Origin of the sequence: Amycolatopsis decaplanina DSM 44594, assembly GCF_000342005.1 — a bacterium.
In the GTDB taxonomy this organism is placed as follows: Bacteria; Actinomycetota; Actinomycetes; order Mycobacteriales; family Pseudonocardiaceae; genus Amycolatopsis; species Amycolatopsis decaplanina.
The window spans coordinates 14,742-31,031 of record NZ_AOHO01000069.1; the positions used below are offsets into that span (position 1 = coordinate 14,742).

Annotated in this window: 17 protein-coding genes; 8 read left to right on the forward strand and 9 right to left on the reverse strand. The window is 68.1% G+C overall.

Annotation, left to right across the window (positions count from 1 at the left end):
- Nucleotides 1-21: 21 nt before the first annotated feature.
- Nucleotides 22-612: a TetR/AcrR family transcriptional regulator gene (locus tag H074_RS27240; protein WP_007033297.1), complete on the reverse strand. Its 591-nt coding sequence runs from the start codon at nt 610-612 to the stop codon at nt 22-24.
- Nucleotides 613-715: 103 nt separating this feature from the next.
- Here H074_RS27240 and H074_RS27245 point away from each other — a divergent pair, with 103 nt between their 5' ends.
- Entirely contained in the window at nt 716-1,861 is a 1,146-nt protein-coding gene (locus H074_RS27245) for an acyl-CoA dehydrogenase family protein (protein WP_007033298.1), read from the forward strand.
- Between the two features lie 73 nt (nt 1,862-1,934).
- Complete coding sequence (locus H074_RS27250; protein WP_007033299.1) at nt 1,935-2,552, forward strand: Uma2 family endonuclease; 618 nt, start codon at nt 1,935-1,937, stop codon at nt 2,550-2,552.
- Nucleotides 2,553-2,602: 50 nt separating this feature from the next.
- On the opposite strand, the gene H074_RS27255 is transcribed toward H074_RS27250, so the two are convergent.
- From H074_RS27255 to H074_RS27265, 3 genes are read right to left on the reverse strand one after another with little or no spacing between them, the layout of a single operon-like run.
- Nucleotides 2,603-3,832: an amidohydrolase gene (locus H074_RS27255; RefSeq protein ID WP_007033300.1), complete on the reverse strand. Its 1,230-nt coding sequence runs from the start codon at nt 3,830-3,832 to the stop codon at nt 2,603-2,605.
- A gap of 11 nt (nt 3,833-3,843) precedes the next feature.
- Nucleotides 3,844-4,335, reverse strand: a complete 492-nt coding sequence (locus tag H074_RS27260) for a GNAT family N-acetyltransferase (RefSeq protein ID WP_039923555.1) — start codon at nt 4,333-4,335, stop codon at nt 3,844-3,846.
- Nucleotides 4,335-5,240 carry an aldose 1-epimerase family protein gene (locus H074_RS27265; protein ID WP_007033302.1) on the reverse strand — a complete coding sequence of 302 codons (906 nt, stop codon included), beginning with the start codon at nt 5,238-5,240 and terminating at the stop codon, nt 4,335-4,337. Before H074_RS27265 ends, H074_RS27260 begins: the two co-directional genes overlap by 1 nt.
- Before the next feature lie 211 nt (nt 5,241-5,451).
- Here H074_RS27265 and H074_RS27270 point away from each other — a divergent pair, with 211 nt between their 5' ends.
- Genes H074_RS27270 through H074_RS27280 form a run of 3 tightly spaced genes read left to right on the forward strand, consistent with a single transcriptional unit; the run spans nt 5,452 to nt 7,669 of the window.
- Nucleotides 5,452-6,015, forward strand: a complete 564-nt coding sequence (locus H074_RS27270; RefSeq protein ID WP_007033303.1) for a TetR/AcrR family transcriptional regulator — start codon at nt 5,452-5,454, stop codon at nt 6,013-6,015.
- Complete coding sequence (locus H074_RS27275) at nt 6,015-6,845, forward strand: MBL fold metallo-hydrolase (protein ID WP_007033304.1); 831 nt, start codon at nt 6,015-6,017, stop codon at nt 6,843-6,845. Before H074_RS27270 ends, H074_RS27275 begins: the two co-directional genes overlap by 1 nt.
- Entirely contained in the window at nt 6,842-7,669 is an 828-nt protein-coding gene (locus tag H074_RS27280; RefSeq protein ID WP_007033305.1) for an MBL fold metallo-hydrolase, read from the forward strand. Before H074_RS27275 ends, H074_RS27280 begins: the two co-directional genes overlap by 4 nt.
- Before the next feature lie 167 nt (nt 7,670-7,836).
- On the opposite strand, the gene H074_RS27285 is transcribed toward H074_RS27280, so the two are convergent.
- The 5 genes from H074_RS27285 to H074_RS27305 all read right to left on the reverse strand — a co-directional run bounded on the left by H074_RS27285 (nt 7,837) and on the right by H074_RS27305 (nt 13,137).
- Nucleotides 7,837-9,222: an APC family permease gene (locus H074_RS27285; RefSeq protein ID WP_007033306.1), complete on the reverse strand. Its 1,386-nt coding sequence runs from the start codon at nt 9,220-9,222 to the stop codon at nt 7,837-7,839.
- Between the two features lie 95 nt (nt 9,223-9,317).
- On the reverse strand, nt 9,318-9,887 hold the full coding sequence (locus tag H074_RS27290) for a hypothetical protein (protein ID WP_007033307.1): 570 nt from the start codon (nt 9,885-9,887) through the stop codon (nt 9,318-9,320).
- A gap of 24 nt (nt 9,888-9,911) precedes the next feature.
- Complete coding sequence (locus H074_RS27295) at nt 9,912-11,195, reverse strand: MFS transporter (RefSeq protein WP_007033308.1); 1,284 nt, start codon at nt 11,193-11,195, stop codon at nt 9,912-9,914.
- Nucleotides 11,196-11,509: 314 nt separating this feature from the next.
- The gene (pdxH, locus tag H074_RS27300) at nt 11,510-12,196 is read right to left on the reverse strand and encodes a pyridoxamine 5'-phosphate oxidase (protein WP_007033309.1); all 687 of its coding nucleotides are present in this window, start codon (nt 12,194-12,196) and stop codon (nt 11,510-11,512) included.
- 569 nt (nt 12,197-12,765) lie between these two features.
- A complete protein-coding gene (locus H074_RS27305; RefSeq protein WP_007033310.1) occupies nt 12,766-13,137 on the reverse strand; it encodes a hypothetical protein in 372 nt (123 codons plus the stop codon).
- Nucleotides 13,138-13,549: 412 nt separating this feature from the next.
- Between H074_RS27305 and H074_RS27310 the strand changes: the two genes are divergently transcribed.
- The 3 genes from H074_RS27310 to H074_RS27320 are packed head-to-tail and all read left to right on the forward strand — an operon-like array spanning nt 13,550 to nt 16,289.
- Complete coding sequence (locus tag H074_RS27310) at nt 13,550-14,554, forward strand: ABC transporter substrate-binding protein (protein WP_007033311.1); 1,005 nt, start codon at nt 13,550-13,552, stop codon at nt 14,552-14,554.
- On the forward strand, nt 14,551-15,504 hold the full coding sequence (locus tag H074_RS27315) for an ABC transporter permease (protein WP_007033312.1): 954 nt from the start codon (nt 14,551-14,553) through the stop codon (nt 15,502-15,504). The genes H074_RS27310 and H074_RS27315 overlap by 4 nt, the downstream gene beginning before the upstream one ends.
- Entirely contained in the window at nt 15,501-16,289 is a 789-nt protein-coding gene (locus H074_RS27320) for an ABC transporter ATP-binding protein (RefSeq protein ID WP_039923521.1), read from the forward strand. Before H074_RS27315 ends, H074_RS27320 begins: the two co-directional genes overlap by 4 nt.
- Nucleotide 16,290: the final 1 nt, after the last annotated feature.

A 16,290-nucleotide genomic window follows, 5' to 3' on the forward strand; every position in this document is an offset into this window, starting at 1 on the left:
GTGGTTCCACCACCAGAATTGTCAGTTCAGGACATTTTTTGTCGCGATCCCGCCGAGAAGCAGTTCCGACAAAGCGGTGAACGCTTCGGCGTCGGTCACCCCGGTGCGCTGACCGATCACGCCGGTCTGGATTCCCTCGATGATCAGTCCTGCCATTTCCGCGATCAGCCGCGCGTGCACCTCACGGAAAACACCGTCGGCGACGCCGCGATCGATGAACGACCGGATCCGCCGGGCCGCCGCACGGCTGTTGAGCTGATACGCGTCACGCGCCGGCGCGAATTCGGCGATGTCGGTCATGAAAGCGGCCGAGGCGCGATTCAGGTACTCGGAGATCCCGGCGAGGTACTCCCCGAGGATCTTGCGGGCGTCGTCGATCCCGTCGATCCGCTCCTCCAGCAGCTCGGCGGCCCCCTTGAAAAAGTGGGTGACGACCTTGACCGCGAGTTGCTCCTTGCTGGGGGCGAGCGCGTAGAGGGTCGACTTCGAGCAGCGGAGCCTCGCGGCGAGGTCGTCCAGCGTGAACTGGGAGAAGCCTTCGGAGAGGAAGATCGCCTCAAGTTCCGAGAGCAGCGCTCTCTGACGCGCGGTTGGCTGGCGGCGCGAGGTCATCGGATCACTATCCCTTACGCGGACGGTGTACCCCCAGCGCCATCTACTGTACGCTGAATCAGCCCACAGTACTGTTTTTAGTACAGTTCAGCTCGGAGGAGCCATGCCGGCGGACCGTCTGCTGCCCAGCACCGAGGCCCAGGATCTGATCGATCTGGCCAAGGAGATCGCGCGCGAGGAACTCGCCCCGATCGCGAGCAAGTACGAAGAGACCGCGCACTTCCCGCGCGAACAGTTCCGGCTGCTCGGACAGGCCGGGCTGCTCGGCCTGCCGTACTCGGAGCGCTGGGGCGGCGGCGAGCTGCCGTACGAGGTCTACCTGCAGGTTCTGGAGGAGATCGCGGCCGCGTGGATGTCGGTCGGCGTCGGGCTCTCCGTGCACACGATGTCCTGCTTCGCGCTGGCGCACCACGGCACCGACGAGCAGCGCGACCGCTGGCTGCCCTCGATGCTGGAAGGCGGCCTGCTGGGCGCGTACGCGCTTTCGGAAACCCACGCCGGCTCCGACGCCGCCGCGCTTTCGACCCGCGCGCGGGTCGACGGCGATCAGTACGTCGTGAACGGCACGAAGGCATGGATCACCCACGCGGGTGAGGCCGACTTCTACACGACCATGGTGCGCACCAGCGACGACGGCGGGCAGGGCATCAGCTGCCTGCTCGTCGACGCGGCGACGCCGGGCCTGTCGGCCGCGCCGCCCGAGCGGAAAATGGGCCTAACCGGGTCGACCACCGCGCAGCTGCTGTTCGAGAACGCCGCGGTCGACGCCGACCGGCGGATCGGCGAAGAAGGCCAGGGACTGAAGATCGCGCTGTCGTCGCTCAGCTCCGGACGGCTGGGCATCGCCGCTTGCGCCGTCGGGCTCGCGCAGGCCGCGCTGGACGAGGCACTGGAGTACGCGAAGGGCCGCACGCAGTTCGGGCGGCCGATCATCGAGTTCCAGGGTCTGGAGTTCTTGCTGGCCGACATGGCCGCCACCGTCGAGACGTCGCGCGCGATGTACCTCGACGCCGCCCGCCGCCGCGATCGCGGGCTGCCGTTCCAGCGGCAGGCGTCGATCGCGAAGCTCGTCGCGACCGACGGCGCGATGAAGGTGACCACCGACGCCGTGCAGGTCCTGGGCGGCGCCGGGTACACGAAGGACTTCCCGGTGGAGCGGTACATGCGGGAGGCGAAGGTGCCTCAGATCTTCGAGGGCACGAACCAGATCCAGCGCATGGTGATCGCGCGGGAACTCCGGAAAGGCTGACTCTCCGCGCTGATATGATCACCGTTGGTCATGCTTTGGTCGTGAGACACTGTGGAAGACGTGAGGAGACGCTGTGACAGCCCTTCCCGACTCCACGACCGGGTCGCACGGTGAACCAGGGTGGGCCATCCCGGATCACCTGCTGTCGGTCGCGGAGTACGCGGCGCTCGGTGAGCCCGATTCCGGATTCACCGAGCTCGTGGAAGGCCGCCTTGTCATGTCGCCGAGCCCCAAGAGGAGACACAACAAGGCGTTGTACGCCTTGGCCAGGCAACTGGAATCACAGCTACCGGATCACCTCGAGTTCATCCAGGACATCGACGTCGATCTGGGACTGGTGCCACCCGGAGAGCCGGGTTTCGCCCGGCGACCGGATCTGATCATCGCCCTTCGCGAAGCGGGTGAACGGATCGACGAAGAGGACACGATGTACCACGCTGACGACGTCGTCGTGGTAGTCGAAATCGTGTCGCCGGGGTCGAAGCGCACCGACTACGTGACCAAACACGGCGAGTACGCCGACGCGGGGATTCCGCACTACTGGATCGTCGATCTCAGCGAGCCTGTCTCGCTTGTCGCCTGCCACCAGGCGGGCGAACTCGGCTACCAGGACGCACCGGCCATGACCGGCGAATTCAACGCCGCCGAACCGTTTCCGGTGAAACTGGATCTCGGCTGCCTGCTCTCGTGAGTGGTGAGGACGGTTCTAACCGTCCTCACCACTCACGAGCCCCTGCCTGCTCAGCCCTCGCGGTATCGCCTGTCTTCCGCCACCCCGACCCCGGTCTCCTCGTCGAAGTGGTAGACCTCGCGCCCGCGGACGAACACCCGCATGGCGCGGTTCATCACGTCCAGCGGGTCGCCCGACCAGATGACCACGTCGGCGTCGAGGCCCGGCTTCAGCGAGCCGACCTGGTCGTCGAGATCCAGCATCGCGGCCGGGTTGACGGTCAGCGCCTTCAGCGCGGTTTCCGGGTCGAGCCCGTCCTTCACCGACAGCGCGGCCTGGTAGACCAGGAAGTTGATCGGTACGACCGGGTGGTCCGTGGTGATCGCGATCCGGACGCCCGCCCTGGCGAGGATGCCGGGCGCGCGCAGGGTGCGGTTGCGCAGCTCCACTTTGGACTTGGTGGTGAACAGCGGACCGAGGATCACCGGCACGTCCCGTTCGGCGAGCAGGTCCGCGATCAGGTGCCCTTCGGTGCCGTGGTTGATCACCAGTTTGTAGCCGAACTCGTCGGCCAGCCGGATCGCGGTGACCATGTCGTCGGCGCGGTGGACGTGCTGGTCCCAGTACAGCTCGCCGTCGAGGACCTTGGCCAGCGTCTCCTTGGTCAGGTCGACGTCGAACGGCTTGCCCTCGCCGGCGGCGTGCTCACGCTGGGCGGCGTAGTTGCGCGCGGCGGTGAACGCGTCGCGGATGGTCGACGCGACTCCGAGCCTGGTCGACGGCGTCTGCTTCTTCTCGCCGTAGACCCGCTTCGGGTTTTCGCCGAGCGCGCTCTTCACGCTGACCCCCTCGGCGAAGATCATGTCGAGCACGGTCCGGCCCCAGGTCTTGACGCCGATCGTCTGCCCGCCGATGGGGTTCCCCGAGCCGGGCTTGATGACGACGCTGGTGACGCCGCCCGCGAGCGCGTCGTCGAAGCCGGGCTCGTACGGGTCGATCCCGTCGATGGCCCGGAACCGCGCGCCGTTGGGGTCGGTCATCTCGTTGGTGTCGTTGCCCGACCAGCCTTCGCCGTCCTCGTGGACGCCGAGGTGGGCGTGCGCGTCGATGAACCCGGGCAGCACCCAGCTGCCCGCGGCGTCGATCAGTTCGGCGTCGCCGGGGACGTCGACATCGGCGTCCGTGCCGACCGCGGCGATCTTCCCGTTCTCGATGAGGACCGTGCCGCCGTCGATGGGATCACCGTCGACCGGGACGACGTAACCACCGACGATGGCCTTGACCAGTGCTTTGTCAGACATACTTTGACACGCTAACGAACTGGGCCGCCGGTCCGCACGCGGGGCTTTTCGAAATGGACCAGTTCGTAGTGCTTCTCGGGTGTGCGGTGCGTCTCGACGTAGCCGAGCTTCCGGTACATCCGCAGCGGACCGGCGCTCCGCTCCCCGGTGAACAGGCGGAACACGGTCACCGAAGGCGGCGCGGCCGCTTCGGCGGCGAGCAGCAACGAGCTGCCGAGCCCGTGACCTTGCTTGTCCGGGGCCACGATGAGCCTGCCGACGAGACCGGCCCCGCCGTCCACGACGATCCGGACGCTCGCCACCAGCCGCCCGGATTCCCTGATGCCCCAGGCGAAACACGCGGGATCACCCAGGACCTCCTTGGCCTGCTCGAAGGTCTCGAGCAGCGGCGGGAGGTCGAGGTTCTCGTGCTCCCGCGCCTCCGGGACGTAGGCCGCGCGCTGCAGCGTGAGCACCTCACCCGCGTCCACGGGCCCTAGCCTGAGCAGCGACGGCGACGTCATCAGCGCACCCGGATTCCCCAGCTCCCGGTCCACGACGACGCGGGCTCCAGGCCGATCAGGTCGGTGCCGGTGTTGAGCGCGTCGGCGGGGCAGGTCATCGGCTCGATCGCCACCGCCCGGCCGCGGCCGACCAGGTCGTCCGGCGTGAACACCTGCGCCCAGCGGAAGTCCGGCCCGGCCCAGACCACCAGTTCCCGCTCGCCGTGCGAGAGGACGTGGTGGTGGTTGCCGTCCTCGGCGAGGCTCAAGCCGCCGAACGCCGTGTCGAGGTCGACGCCTTCGAGCACCTTGCCGGACCGGAAGTCGTACTCGGTCCCCTCGACGTCCTGCTCGTCGGCGTACGGCATCTGCTCGTCGCCGAGGTACGGCCGGACGCGGCTCGCGGGCAGGGTCAGGGTCAGCTCGTCGGTGGGCACGTCGCCGATGCGGAAGTAGGGGTGCGTGCCGAGCCCGACGCCGATCGGGCTCTCGCCCTCGTTGCGGATCTCGTGCGTCACGACCAGTTCGCGCGGCGAGATCTCGTAGGTGATCGTCGCGCGCAGCGGCACCGGCCAGCCCTCCTGCGCCGGGACGTCGATGGCCAGGGCGATCGACGACTCCGCGTGCTCGAGGAGCTCCCACTCCTCGTGCCGGGTCAGGCCGTGGATCGCGTTGCCGCGGGCCTCCTCGGTGATCGGGAGCTGCTGCTTCTCACCCTGGTGCACCCACTGGCCGCCTTTGGTGCGGTTCGGCCAGGGCAGCAGTACCTGCCCGGCTCCCTTCGGCGGCTTCTCGTCCTCGGCGAACGCCTCGACGTAGGGCACTCCGCCAACCTCGAACGCGCGCAACCCGGCACCGATCTCGGTGATGACGGCGCGCGCGTTGCCGCGGGTGATCTCGAACTGCTCTCCGGTGGGATTGGCCATGCGGACGAGGTTACCGGCGGCCCCAGCACCGTCGGCCGCGTCCTGGAACGGAGCGCGCGACGCGTCCCGGGCCGGGTCGCGGCGAAGCTGCCCGGCCGAGAGCAGGTCCCGAGCGCCACGCTTGAGACGTTGAGCGTCCCCAGCGTGGCGCTCGGGGCACACCGCGATACTTACTAGACCGGTCGTCATAGTTTGAGCTACAGTCGGCCGCATGGTCCGCCGCACCGACACCCGGCAGCGCATGCTCGACTCCGCCGCCGAGCTCTTCCACCAGCAGGGTTATCACGCCACCGGTCTCAACCAGCTCGTCGCCGCCGTCGGCGCGCCCAAGGGATCGCTCTACTTCCACTTCCCCGGCGGCAAGGAGCAGCTGGCCGCCGAGGCCATCCGCCAGTCCGCCGACCGCCTCTGCGACCGGCTGCGCACGATCGCCGCGAACGCGCCCGACATCGTCACCGGCATCGAGAACATCGTCGAAGCGCTGGCGACCTCGCTGGAGGAGTCGGATTTCCAGCGCGGCTGCCCGCTCGCGACGGTCGCGCTCGACGCGTCGGGTGACAGCGAGGCGATCCGCCAGGCCTGCGCCGACGGCTACACCTCCTGGCACACCGTCATCGCCGACGCGCTGGACACCGACAAGGCGGACCACCTGGCCACCGTCGTCCTCGCCGCCATCGAGGGCGGTTTGCTGCTGGCCAAGACGTTGCACGACACCGCGCCGCTGCGCGCGATCGCCCCTCACCTCCGCGCCACACTCGAACGGGAGCTCTCCTGATGCGTGTCCATCACCTGAACTGCGGAACCATGCGTCCGGTCGGCGGCAAACTCGTCGACGGCAAGCCGGGGCTGTTCCGCCGCGCCGAACTGATCTGCCACTGTCTTCTACTGGAGACCGACACCGGGCTCGTACTCGTCGAAACCGGAGTGGGGACGCCGACCGTCACCCGGCCGGCCGAATGGCTCGGCGCCGGTTTCGTCCGGCTGGTCCACCCCGACAGCGACGACGACCTCAGCGCCACCACGCAGATCCGCAAGCTCGGCCTCGACCCGGCCGACGTGCGCGACATCGTGCTCACCCACCTCGACCTCGACCACGCGGGCGGGCTCGTCGACTTCCCGCGGGCGCGGGTCCACGTCCACGCCCGCGAACTCCAGGCGCTGGAGAAGCCGATCGACCGCAAGGAGGCGAGCCGCTACCGGAAGGTCCAGTTCAGCCACGGTCCGCTCTGGAAGTCGTACCGCGCCGACGGCGAGCCCTGGTTCGGTTTCGACGCCGTCCGTGAGCTCGAAGGCGTCCCGGACGTCCTGATCATCCCCCTCGCCGGGCATACCCGCGGGCACGCCGGTATCGCGGTCGACACGGGTGACGGCTGGCTCCTCAACGCCGGCGACGCCGTCTTCCACGGCGGCGAACTGGCGCAAAAGCCGCACATCCCTTTCGCCTTGGGCTTCTTCGAGTCGTACATGCAGACGGAGAAGGCGGCACGACTGGACAACCAGCGCCGGCTGCGCGAACTTGTCAGTAACAACGGTGACGAGGTGACGGTCTTCGCCGCGCACGACGCCACCGCATTCGAACGGCTCAGCCAGAGGAGCAGGCTATGAAGGTGCACCACCTGAACTGCGGCACGATGCGCACACCGGGAGGCAAGCTGCTCGACGGCCAGCCCGGTCTGCTGCGCCGCTCGGAACTGGTGGCGCACTGCCTGCTCATCGAGACCGGCGACGGGCTCGTGCTGGTGGACACCGGTTTCGGCCGCAAGGGCGTCGCGAATCCCGGCGCGTGGCTCGGCACGCCGTTCACGATCATGGTCGGCGCGAAGCCGGTCGAGACGGAGACCGCGGCCCACCACGTCGAAGCGCTCGGCCACAAGCTGGAAGACGTCCGGCACATCATCTGCACCCACCTCGACGTCGACCACGCGGGCGGGCTCGCGGACTTCCCGAACGCCGTCGTGCACGTCCGCACCGCGGAGCACGACGCGGCGACGTCACCGGCCAACCAGAGCGAGAAGCTCCGGTTCCGCGCCAACCAGTTCGCCCACCGTCCGCTGTGGAGCATGTACGACGAGGCCGGGGACGAGTGGTTCGGTTTCCAGGCCGTCCGCGAACTGAAGGGCCTGCCGCCGGAGATCCTGCTGGTGCCGCTCGCGGGGCACACCAAGGGCCACACCGGGGTGGCCGTCGACACCGGCGACGGCTGGCTGCTGCACGCGGGCGACGCGTACTTCTTCCACGGTCAGATGGATCCGGTGAAACCGCACTGTCCGCCGGGGATGACCGCGTTCCAGAACATGGTGCAGACCCTGCGCAAGCCGCGGCTGGAGAACGTCGAACGGCTGCGGGAGCTGAGCCGGGAACACGCCGACGAGGTCACCGTGTTCTCGGCCCACAGCCCGGTCGAGTACCAGGCCCTCAGCCGCGGCTAGGGCGTGTTTCATAAGCCTGTTCGATGGGCTTCGTGATCCAGGTGGTTCCTGGCGGTGCGGCGGGATCGCCCTCGTACCGGGTCGTACTCGGGCGCATCCCGCCGTGCCACCAGGGACCACCTGGGCGCGAAGACCGCGAACTTGGCTTATGAAACACGCCCTAGCGCTCAGCCGACCGGCGGCTCGATGGGCTCCCGGTCCTCTTCGCGGTGCGTGGCCCGCATGACGAGCCAGTTGATCCCCCACAACACGATGCCGACGCCGAGCAGGATCGCGGCGACCTTGTAGTCGCGCGCGGGCCGCCCGGACAACGGCGTCACCAGGTAGACGCAGAAGATCGCGGCCAGCACCGGGACGATCGTCGGCGCGCGGAAATGCTTGTGCGCCGCCTTTTCCTTGCGCAGCACCAGGACGGCGACGTTGACGATGGCGAACACCGCCAGCAGCAGCAACGCCGTGGTGCCACCGAGCACGCCGATGTCCACAAAGGACACCAGGGCGATCGCGATCAGGCTGGTGAACACGATCGCCACCCACGGGCTGCGGCGGAACGGGTGCACGATGCCCAGTTGCTTCGGGATGATCCGCTGGTTCGCCATGCCGTAGAGCAGACGGCTGGCCATCAGCATGTTGATCAGAGCCGAGTTGATCACCGCGAACAGACCGATCGCGGAGAACACCTCGCGCGGGAAACCGGGCGCCCCGACGTCGAGCACCTTCAGCAGCGCGCTGCTCTTGGCCGCCGCCAGATCGTCCGCGGGCACCAGCAGCGAGGACGTCACGGACACCATGATGTAGATGGTCGCGGCGATGACCATGCCCCACAGCATCGCCTTCGGGAAGATCCGGATCGGGTCCTTGCACTCCTCGGCCATGTTCACCGAGTCCTCGAAACCGACCATCGCGAAGAAGGCCAGTGATGTCGCCGAAGTGATCGCCACCAGCATGGTCTGGTTCTCGGTGTCGAACTCGACCAGCCGCGAGGCGTCCCCGTTGCCGTTCAGCACCGCCCACACGCCGACCCCGATGATGATCAGCAGCCCACCGATCTCGATACAGGTCAGCACCACGTTGGTCTTCACCGATTCGGAGACCCCGCGGAAGTTGATCAGCGCGAGACCGATCACGAACAGGATCGCCACCAGCGGCATCGGCGCGGTGATGAACTCCTTGAGATAGGTGTCCCCGAAGGCCTTCGCCGCCGACGAGGCCGACGTGATCCCCGAGCACATCACCGCGAACGCCACCATGAAGGTGAGGAAGCGGATCTTGAACGCCTTGTGCGTGTAGAGCGCGGCCCCCGCCGCCTGCGGATACTTCCCGACCAGTTCCAGGTAGCTGAACGCGGTCATGAACGCGACCACGAACGCGAGCAGGAACGGCAGCCACAGCGCGCCGCCCACCCGGCCCGCGACCTGGCCGGTGAGCGCGTAGACGCCCGTCCCGATGATGTCCCCCACCACGAAGAACAGCAGGAGCTTGGAACCCATCACCCGCTTGAGGCTCGGCTGACCGGCCGGACCGGTCTGTTCTGTTGTCGTCGTGTCCGCCATGCGGCAAGAGTGTGCCGCATCACGTCTGTGGCCGACAGTCCGATTTGGTCAGTTCTTCGTCACGGGTTGACGAAGCGCGATTCCGGGTAATTCCGTCAGTTCGCGTCGACCGCGGTCTTCACCAGCGGGACCATCATCTCCTGCGTCATCTTCGCCGGGCCGGTGTAGTTGACCAGCACCGGCACGCCGCCGACGAGTTCGGCGGTGGCCAGGGTCGCGGTCTTGTTCTCGCCGGTGACGTAGTAGACGGCGCCTTCGCCGATCCCGGCGACGTCCTTGGCACCCGCCTTCGCCTTCTTCAGCGCGGTGACCATCTCGGCGGGCTTGAGCTTCTTGCCCTCGAAACTGGTCACGGCGAGCGCGCCGAGCTCCTTGCCGCCCGCGGAGTAGACGCAGCTCTTGGCCTTGCCGCCGTTGGCGGCGTGGTCCTGCACCGGGCCCGGCGCCGACGTCACACCCTGGAGGGAAACCACCTTGCCGACCGCTTCGGCGGACAGCAGCGCGCACGGCTCCTTCGAACCGGCGCCACCGGTGGGAGCGGCGGAGGAAGCGGGAGCCTGGCTCGACGGCTTGGCCACGTTGTCCGCCTTGTCGTCCCCGGACGAACAGGCGGAAAGGGTCGCGATGACAGCGGCGAACAGGATGATCGCCCGTGAAAAACGCATGGGCCCGACGATAGACCGAACGGCTCAATCGACCGGGGCCCGGTACCGCCAGAATGACGGGATCAGCAGCGCCGCGCCGATGACCAGCACGATGACCAGCACCCCGCCGCCGGAGGCAGCGGCGGCCGTGCCGACACCGGCGGCGGCCCAGCCGTGGGTGAGGTCGGCGATCCGCGGGCCGCCCGCGACGACGACGGTGAACACGCCCTGCAACCGCCCGCGCATCTCGTCGGTGGTGGCGACCTGAAGGATCGACATCCGGTAGATCGCGCTGACCATGTCGGCGGCCCCGGCGAGCGCCATGAAGAACACCGCGAGCCACAGCGAGGGCGCGAGGCCGAACCCGGCGACGGCGAAGCCCCAGACGCAGATCGAGACGATCACGCCGACACCCTGCTTGCGGATCCTGGTCAGCCGGCCGGAGAAGAGACCGATCAGCATCGCGCCCGCCGGGAGCGCGGCGTACAGCCAGCCCAGCGCCGGTCCTCCGCCGGGCGGGTCGCCGAAGGTGCGCTCCGCCATCTCCGGGATCAGCGCGCGCGGCATGCCCGCGACCATCGCGATGATGTCGACGAGGAACGAGGCCAGCAGGATCTTCTGCGTCGCCAGGTATTTGAAGCCGTCGACGATGTCGCGGAGGCCGGCGCGGCGCGCGATCTCTCCGAGTGGCGGGATCGGGGGAAGCTTGTAGACCGCGACCAGGGTGGCGGTCAGCGCGACGACGTCGACCAGATAAAGCGTCGAGAGGCCGAGGATCGGGATCAGCGAACCGGCGAGCAGCGGGCCGAAGACCGCGCCGAAGGTGGACATCGTGCTGCTCAGCGCGGTGGCGGGCGCGATCAGGTTGTCCGGGACCAGCCGGGCGACGACGGCGCCGCGGGTCGGCATGTTGATCGCGAAGAACGCCTGGTTGACCGCGAGCAGGCCCAGGACGAGCCAGACGGAGCCGATGTTCAAGAAGGCCTGGAGCCACAGGACCGCCGAAGTGAGGGTGACCCCGACGTTGGTGACGAGCAGGAGCTTGCGGCGGTCGACGGCGTCCGCGACGGCGCCGCCCCAGAGACCGAAGACGAGCAGCGGGATCAGGGCGACCAGGCCGGTCAGGCCGACGTACGCCGACGATCCGGTGAGGTCGAAGACCTGTTTGGGGACCGCGACGGCGGTGAGCTGGCTGCCGACCGCGGTGACCGCGGTGGACAGCCAGAGGCGGCGGAACGCGGGGATCTTGAGCGGCCGGGTGTCGACGACGATCGAGCCGAACAGCTTGCGGATGCCTTTACGCTGGTCAACCCCCACGTCGTCACTCACAACCAGACAGCTTAGCCGCGCTAACTAACCAACCGCGCGCGATTTAGGTCACCCGGTGACCGAAGGGAACTTTCCCCGCATCAGACGCGGTGAAAGCCCCCATCGCAACCGCACCGGGGCCCGGTGACCCAACGGTCTCCCGTAAGCGCGTCAGCGCGACGGGAGACTTCACCGTCGAGCGCCCTCTTTCGGCCGAAGGCCCACGAAAACGCGATGAAGGGGCGCCCTCCGCTCCCAACGAGAGTTGCAAGCGGCACCGGCGCCCCTTCGGCGCGCTTTTCGTCAGCGCTCGACAGAAAAACACAGACAAAAAATTACGGCGCGACGCGCTCGATCTGCCAGCCGTCGTCGGTGCGGACGTAGCGGAGCCTGTCGTGCATGCGGTCCTCGCGGCCCTGCCAGAACTCGACGACGTCGGGCCGGATGCGCCACCCGCCCCAGTGCGGCGGGAACGGGATGTTCTCGACGTCGGCGAAGCGGCGCTCGATGCCGTGAAGCGCGGTCTCGAGGGCGCGGCGGCCGTCGACGACGCGGGACTGCGGCGAGGCCCAGGCCCCCAGCTGCGAACCCCGCGGACGGGACGCCCAGTACTCGGCGGTCTCGGCGACGTTGACCTTCTCCACCTCGCCGCGCACGTGGACCTGACGCTGCAGGGCGTACCACGGAAAGGTGATCGACGCGTAGCGCGTCGCGGTGAGGTCGTGACTCTTCGTCGAGGTGTAGTTCGTGTAGAACACGACACCGCGTTCGTCGAGGCCCTTGCACAGGACGGTCCGGGAGGACGGCCTGCCCTCCGGGTCGGCCGTGGCGAGCACCATCGCGTTCGGTTCGGCGACCCCGGCGGAGACGGCCTGGTTCAGCCAGTCCTGCAGCTGGGCGGTCCAGGTCTCCGCCAGGGCGGACTCGTCGAAGGCGGCCCCTTCGTAGGCCACCCTCATTCCGGGCAGGCGAACGACGGCGTCGTCACCGTCGACAGCGCCATCCTTGATCTCCGGCATCATCCGCCAAACCTCCGTACCCGGTCGGGGCTACAACTCGGCTTCGCCGCCGACGGTATTGCCTGGAGGGCGGCGGCGAAACCCACTGAACGGTGACACCCGCCACCCCTGCCCGATCATCTGTGTGTAGCCGCTGGACCGCAAGCCGTCACCTCCCCGTTACCTGGCCGCACCTGATCGATCCAGGTCGAACGCCGGTCCTCCGGCGCCTTGTTCCGAACAGTCCGGGCCGCCCACGAAATCGCGCGCACCTTCCGAAGCCGAACCCCTTCGGCTGCGGAAACCGTGGAAATCGCCTGGACAGACCTGGTCCCGCGGATGAACAAGGAATTGCCGACCACCCGTTTTCACTTTTATTTCGTCGACCATTCAGGCGCTCGCGAATAATTAATTCACCTTTCCGCGGCGGCGTCCGCCTACCGCCCGGGCTAATTCTGTCAAATGACAGAAATTACCGTCCCCGAAACACCCCCGGCACATCTCCGCAAGATGTGCCAGAAGACGCCGCGAAGACCGGCTCCAGGACGGCAATTGCGTCCCGGCGCCGGCCTTTGCTTCTTCTGTCCCGCTTGTCAGTTCGTGACAATGAACTCCGCGCGGACGATCCAGCCCCAGCAGTCGTACGACGCCGTGTACCGCCCCGGCACCGTCCCCACCGGACCGTCGCCGCGCAACGCGACACCGATGCCGCCGGTGCCGCCGTCCCCCACCACGCGCAGGGGAATCGGGGCGGCGAGCCCGTCCGCGACGAGGGTCGTCGCGAGCTCGCCCGCACCCGACGGGCGCAGGCAGTAGATATCCGCGGTGACCGTCCCACCTGCGGCGACGGCGCTCGGGCTCAAGACCAGACTCGACGGTCTGGTCGCGTTCGCCTGCCCCGCACCGGCCAAGGTGGACAAGATCGCCGCCCCCGCGACACACAACGCGGCCGAACGAAATTTCATCTTCCGCTCCCTCCAGAAGACGGGCGAAGCTTTCACCCGCCATCCGATGGACGCACGACGCCCGGCGCGGGGTTGCCCACCAGGCGAGACTGGCCCGCCCGGGAACGAACGTGGGCCCATTGGGGCGAACGGCCGGTTTTAGCGGAATGTGACAGCGAATCATGCAAGAGCCGACGATCACACTAGGTAGACCTTGCGCCACTCGATAGGATCGCCGCCGAGAGCAACGGGGTGATCACCTCTATCCAGAGTGTTCAGAGGTTCTGGTGGGGACGGCCGGGTGTGCGGCCACACCATCCGCTATTGCCGGCCGGGCTTCCGTGAGGGAGTTCGACACCGGTCGATCAGTCCTGCGCTCGAACAGCCGGAACTTTTCCACGCCCGAGTTACTCCCCTTCCCCAGGAGTGCGTTGTGATTTCCCGTTCCCGCCGTCTCGTGACGGCGTTGTTGTGCGCCCTTTCGCTGGCGGGCGTGACCGCCCTTTCGGCTTGTTCCGACAGCACGGCCGCTTCCGGCACCAAGGTCACCATCGGTTACAGCGCCTGGCCGGGCTGGTTCCCGTGGGCGGTGGCCCAGGAGAAGGGCCTCTTCGAGAAGAACGGCGTGACCGTCGACCTGAAGTGGTTCGACAGCTACACCGAGAGCATCAACGCCCTCTCCTCCGGCGCGATCGACGCGAACAGCCAGACGCTGAACGACACCCTCGCGTCGGTCAGCGGTGGCGCGAAGCTGTCGGTGGTGCTGGTCAACGACAACTCGACCGGTAACGACAAGATCATCGCCCGGCAGGGGATCACCGGCGTCGCCGACCTCAAGGGCAAGAAGATCGCCGTCGAGCAGGGCACCGTCGACCACTACCTCCTGCTGCTCGCGCTGCAGGAGGCGAAGCTGACCGAGAAGGACGTCGAACTGGTCCCGCTGCTGACCGACGCCGCCGCGGCCGCGTTCGTCGGCGAGCAGGTCGACGCCGTCGCCGCCTTCGCTCCGTTCACCACGAAGGCGCTCGAGCGCCCCGGCAGCCGCGCGATCGCGACCTCCGCCGAATTCCCCGGTGCCATCCCGGACCACCTCGTCGTCTCCGAGCAGATGTCGAAGGAGCGCAAGAAGGAGGTCCAGGCGCTGGTGAGCACCTGGTTCGAGACGATCGACTGGATCAAGCAGAACCGGGACGAGGCCGTGCGGATCATGGCCAAACGCGGTGCGGTGTCGATCGACGAGTACAAGACCTACGACGCCGGCACCACGATCTTCACCAAGCAGCAGAACCTCGACGCGTTCACCCCCGGCGTCACCCCCGCCCATCTGAACTTCCAGGCCGGCAAGATCGCCGACTTCATCGTCTCCAACGGGCTCGCCCAGGGCCGTCCGAACTTCGACGGGCTGTTCGACGACCAGTACGTCAAGGCGGTGAAGTGAGCGCCACGGACGCGGCGGGGCGGGCCGCTCAGCGGACGGACGCCGCTGACGAGGCCGAAGCGCGCCGTCTCGAAGACGAGCAGCGGCTCGCCGAAGCGCAGGAAGAGCGGCGTGGCACGCGACCGGACTGGTCGCCGCTGCCCCGCCGGGCGGGTCTCAAGCCGAACGCCTCCCCGCTGCTTTCGCTCCGGACGCCGATCCCCGCGCGCTGGCGGTGGACGCTGGCGGTCGCCTCGTTCGTGATCCCGCTGCTGATCTGGGTGACGCTGAACGCGCTGGGCACCATCAAACCCCTGTTCCTGCCGACCCCGGTCGCGGTGTTCGACGCGCTGCTGAAGATGATCGAGTCGGGTGAACTGTTCAGCGACCTCTGGGCCACCACCCAGCGGGTGCTGCTCGGCTTCGGGCTCGCGGTGCTCGTCTCGGTTCCGCTCGGCATCGTGATGGGGACGTTCGACGCGGGGCTGGCACTGTTCGAACCGGTCATCGCGATGCTGCGCTACCTGCCGGCGAGCGCGTTCATCCCGCTGCTGATGATCTGGCTCGGCCTCGGCGAGCCGTCGAAGGTCGCCGTCCTGTTCCTCGGCACGGTCTTCTTCAACACTCTGATGACCGCCGACGCCGTGCGCGGGGTGCCGCGTTCCCTCATCGACGTGTCCTACACGCTCGGCGCGCGGCGCGGCGAGGTCCTGCGCAAGGTGATCGTCCCGCACGCGCTGCCCGGCATGATCGACGCGACCCGCGTCAACGCGGCGGCCGCGTGGAACTTCGTGGTGGTCGCCGAACTGATCAACGCCACCGCCGGGCTCGGTCTGCGGATCATGCGGGCGCAGCGATTCACCCAGACCGACCGGATCTTCGCGCTGCTGATCGTGATCGGCCTGCTCGGACTGGTCATCGACATCGCGTTGCGGCTCCTGCGGGCCAGAGTCGGGAAGTGGGCGGCATGACGCTTCAGCTGAAAGGCGTCGCCAAGGACTACACGGTCCGTGGCGAGACCACCCGTGCGCTCGACGGGATCGACCTCGACGTCGCGCGCGGCGACTTCGTCTGCGTGGTCGGCGCGAGCGGGTCCGGCAAGTCGACCCTGCTGTCGCTGATCGCCGGACTGACCGAACCGACCGAGGGCCTGATCACCCTCGACGGCGACGCCGTGACCGGCCCCGGCCCGGATCGCGGCCTGGTGTTCCAGCACGGCGCGCTGTACCCGTGGCGCACGGTGGAGAGCAATGTCGCGTTCGGACTGGAGTTGCTGAGCCTCGACAAGGCCGAACGGGCGCGCCGGATCGACTGGTATCTCGAAGAGACCGGGCTCGATCACCTGCGGAAGTCGTTGCCCAAACAGCTTTCCGGCGGGCAGAAGCAGCGGGTCGCGATCGCGCGGGCGCTGGCGTGCGAGCCCGACGTGCTGCTGCTGGACGAACCTTTCGGCGCGCTGGACGTCCAGACCAAAGAGGACATGCAGGTCCTGATCCGCCGGATCTGGACCGACACGCACACCACCGTGCTGATGGTGACCCACGACGTCGAAGAGGCCGTGTTCCTCGGGGGACGCGTCGTGGTGCTGGCCTCGGATCCGGGCCGGGTCGCCGCGGACATCGTGGTCGGCCTGCCCGGTGAACGCGACCTCGCGGTCAAACGCGCGCCGGAGTTCGTCGCGCTGCGCGCGTCCATCGAAGACCTCGTCCGGGAGCAGCACCGCGGACACCTCGGGCGGAGCCGGGGAGAAAGGTGAC

Coding starts and splice junctions, on each gene's coding strand:
- H074_RS27240 (WP_007033297.1), bottom strand. CDS start 612: ATGACCTCGCGCCGCCAGCCAACCGCGCGTCAGAGAGCGCTGCTCTCG.
- H074_RS27245 (WP_007033298.1), top strand. CDS start 716: ATGCCGGCGGACCGTCTGCTGCCCAGCACCGAGGCCCAGGATCTGATC.
- H074_RS27255 (WP_007033300.1), bottom strand. CDS start 3,832: ATGTCTGACAAAGCACTGGTCAAGGCCATCGTCGGTGGTTACGTCGTC.
- H074_RS27260 (WP_039923555.1), bottom strand. CDS start 4,335: ATGACGTCGCCGTCGCTGCTCAGGCTAGGGCCCGTGGACGCGGGTGAG.
- H074_RS27265 (WP_007033302.1), bottom strand. CDS start 5,240: ATGGCCAATCCCACCGGAGAGCAGTTCGAGATCACCCGCGGCAACGCG.
- H074_RS27270 (WP_007033303.1), top strand. CDS start 5,452: ATGGTCCGCCGCACCGACACCCGGCAGCGCATGCTCGACTCCGCCGCC.
- H074_RS27275 (WP_007033304.1), top strand. CDS start 6,015: ATGCGTGTCCATCACCTGAACTGCGGAACCATGCGTCCGGTCGGCGGC.
- H074_RS27280 (WP_007033305.1), top strand. CDS start 6,842: ATGAAGGTGCACCACCTGAACTGCGGCACGATGCGCACACCGGGAGGC.
- H074_RS27285 (WP_007033306.1), bottom strand. CDS start 9,222: ATGGCGGACACGACGACAACAGAACAGACCGGTCCGGCCGGTCAGCCG.
- H074_RS27290 (WP_007033307.1), bottom strand. CDS start 9,887: ATGCGTTTTTCACGGGCGATCATCCTGTTCGCCGCTGTCATCGCGACC.
- pdxH (WP_007033309.1), bottom strand. CDS start 12,196: ATGATGCCGGAGATCAAGGATGGCGCTGTCGACGGTGACGACGCCGTC.
- H074_RS27305 (WP_007033310.1), bottom strand. CDS start 13,137: ATGAAATTTCGTTCGGCCGCGTTGTGTGTCGCGGGGGCGGCGATCTTG.
- H074_RS27320 (WP_039923521.1), top strand. CDS start 15,501: ATGACGCTTCAGCTGAAAGGCGTCGCCAAGGACTACACGGTCCGTGGC.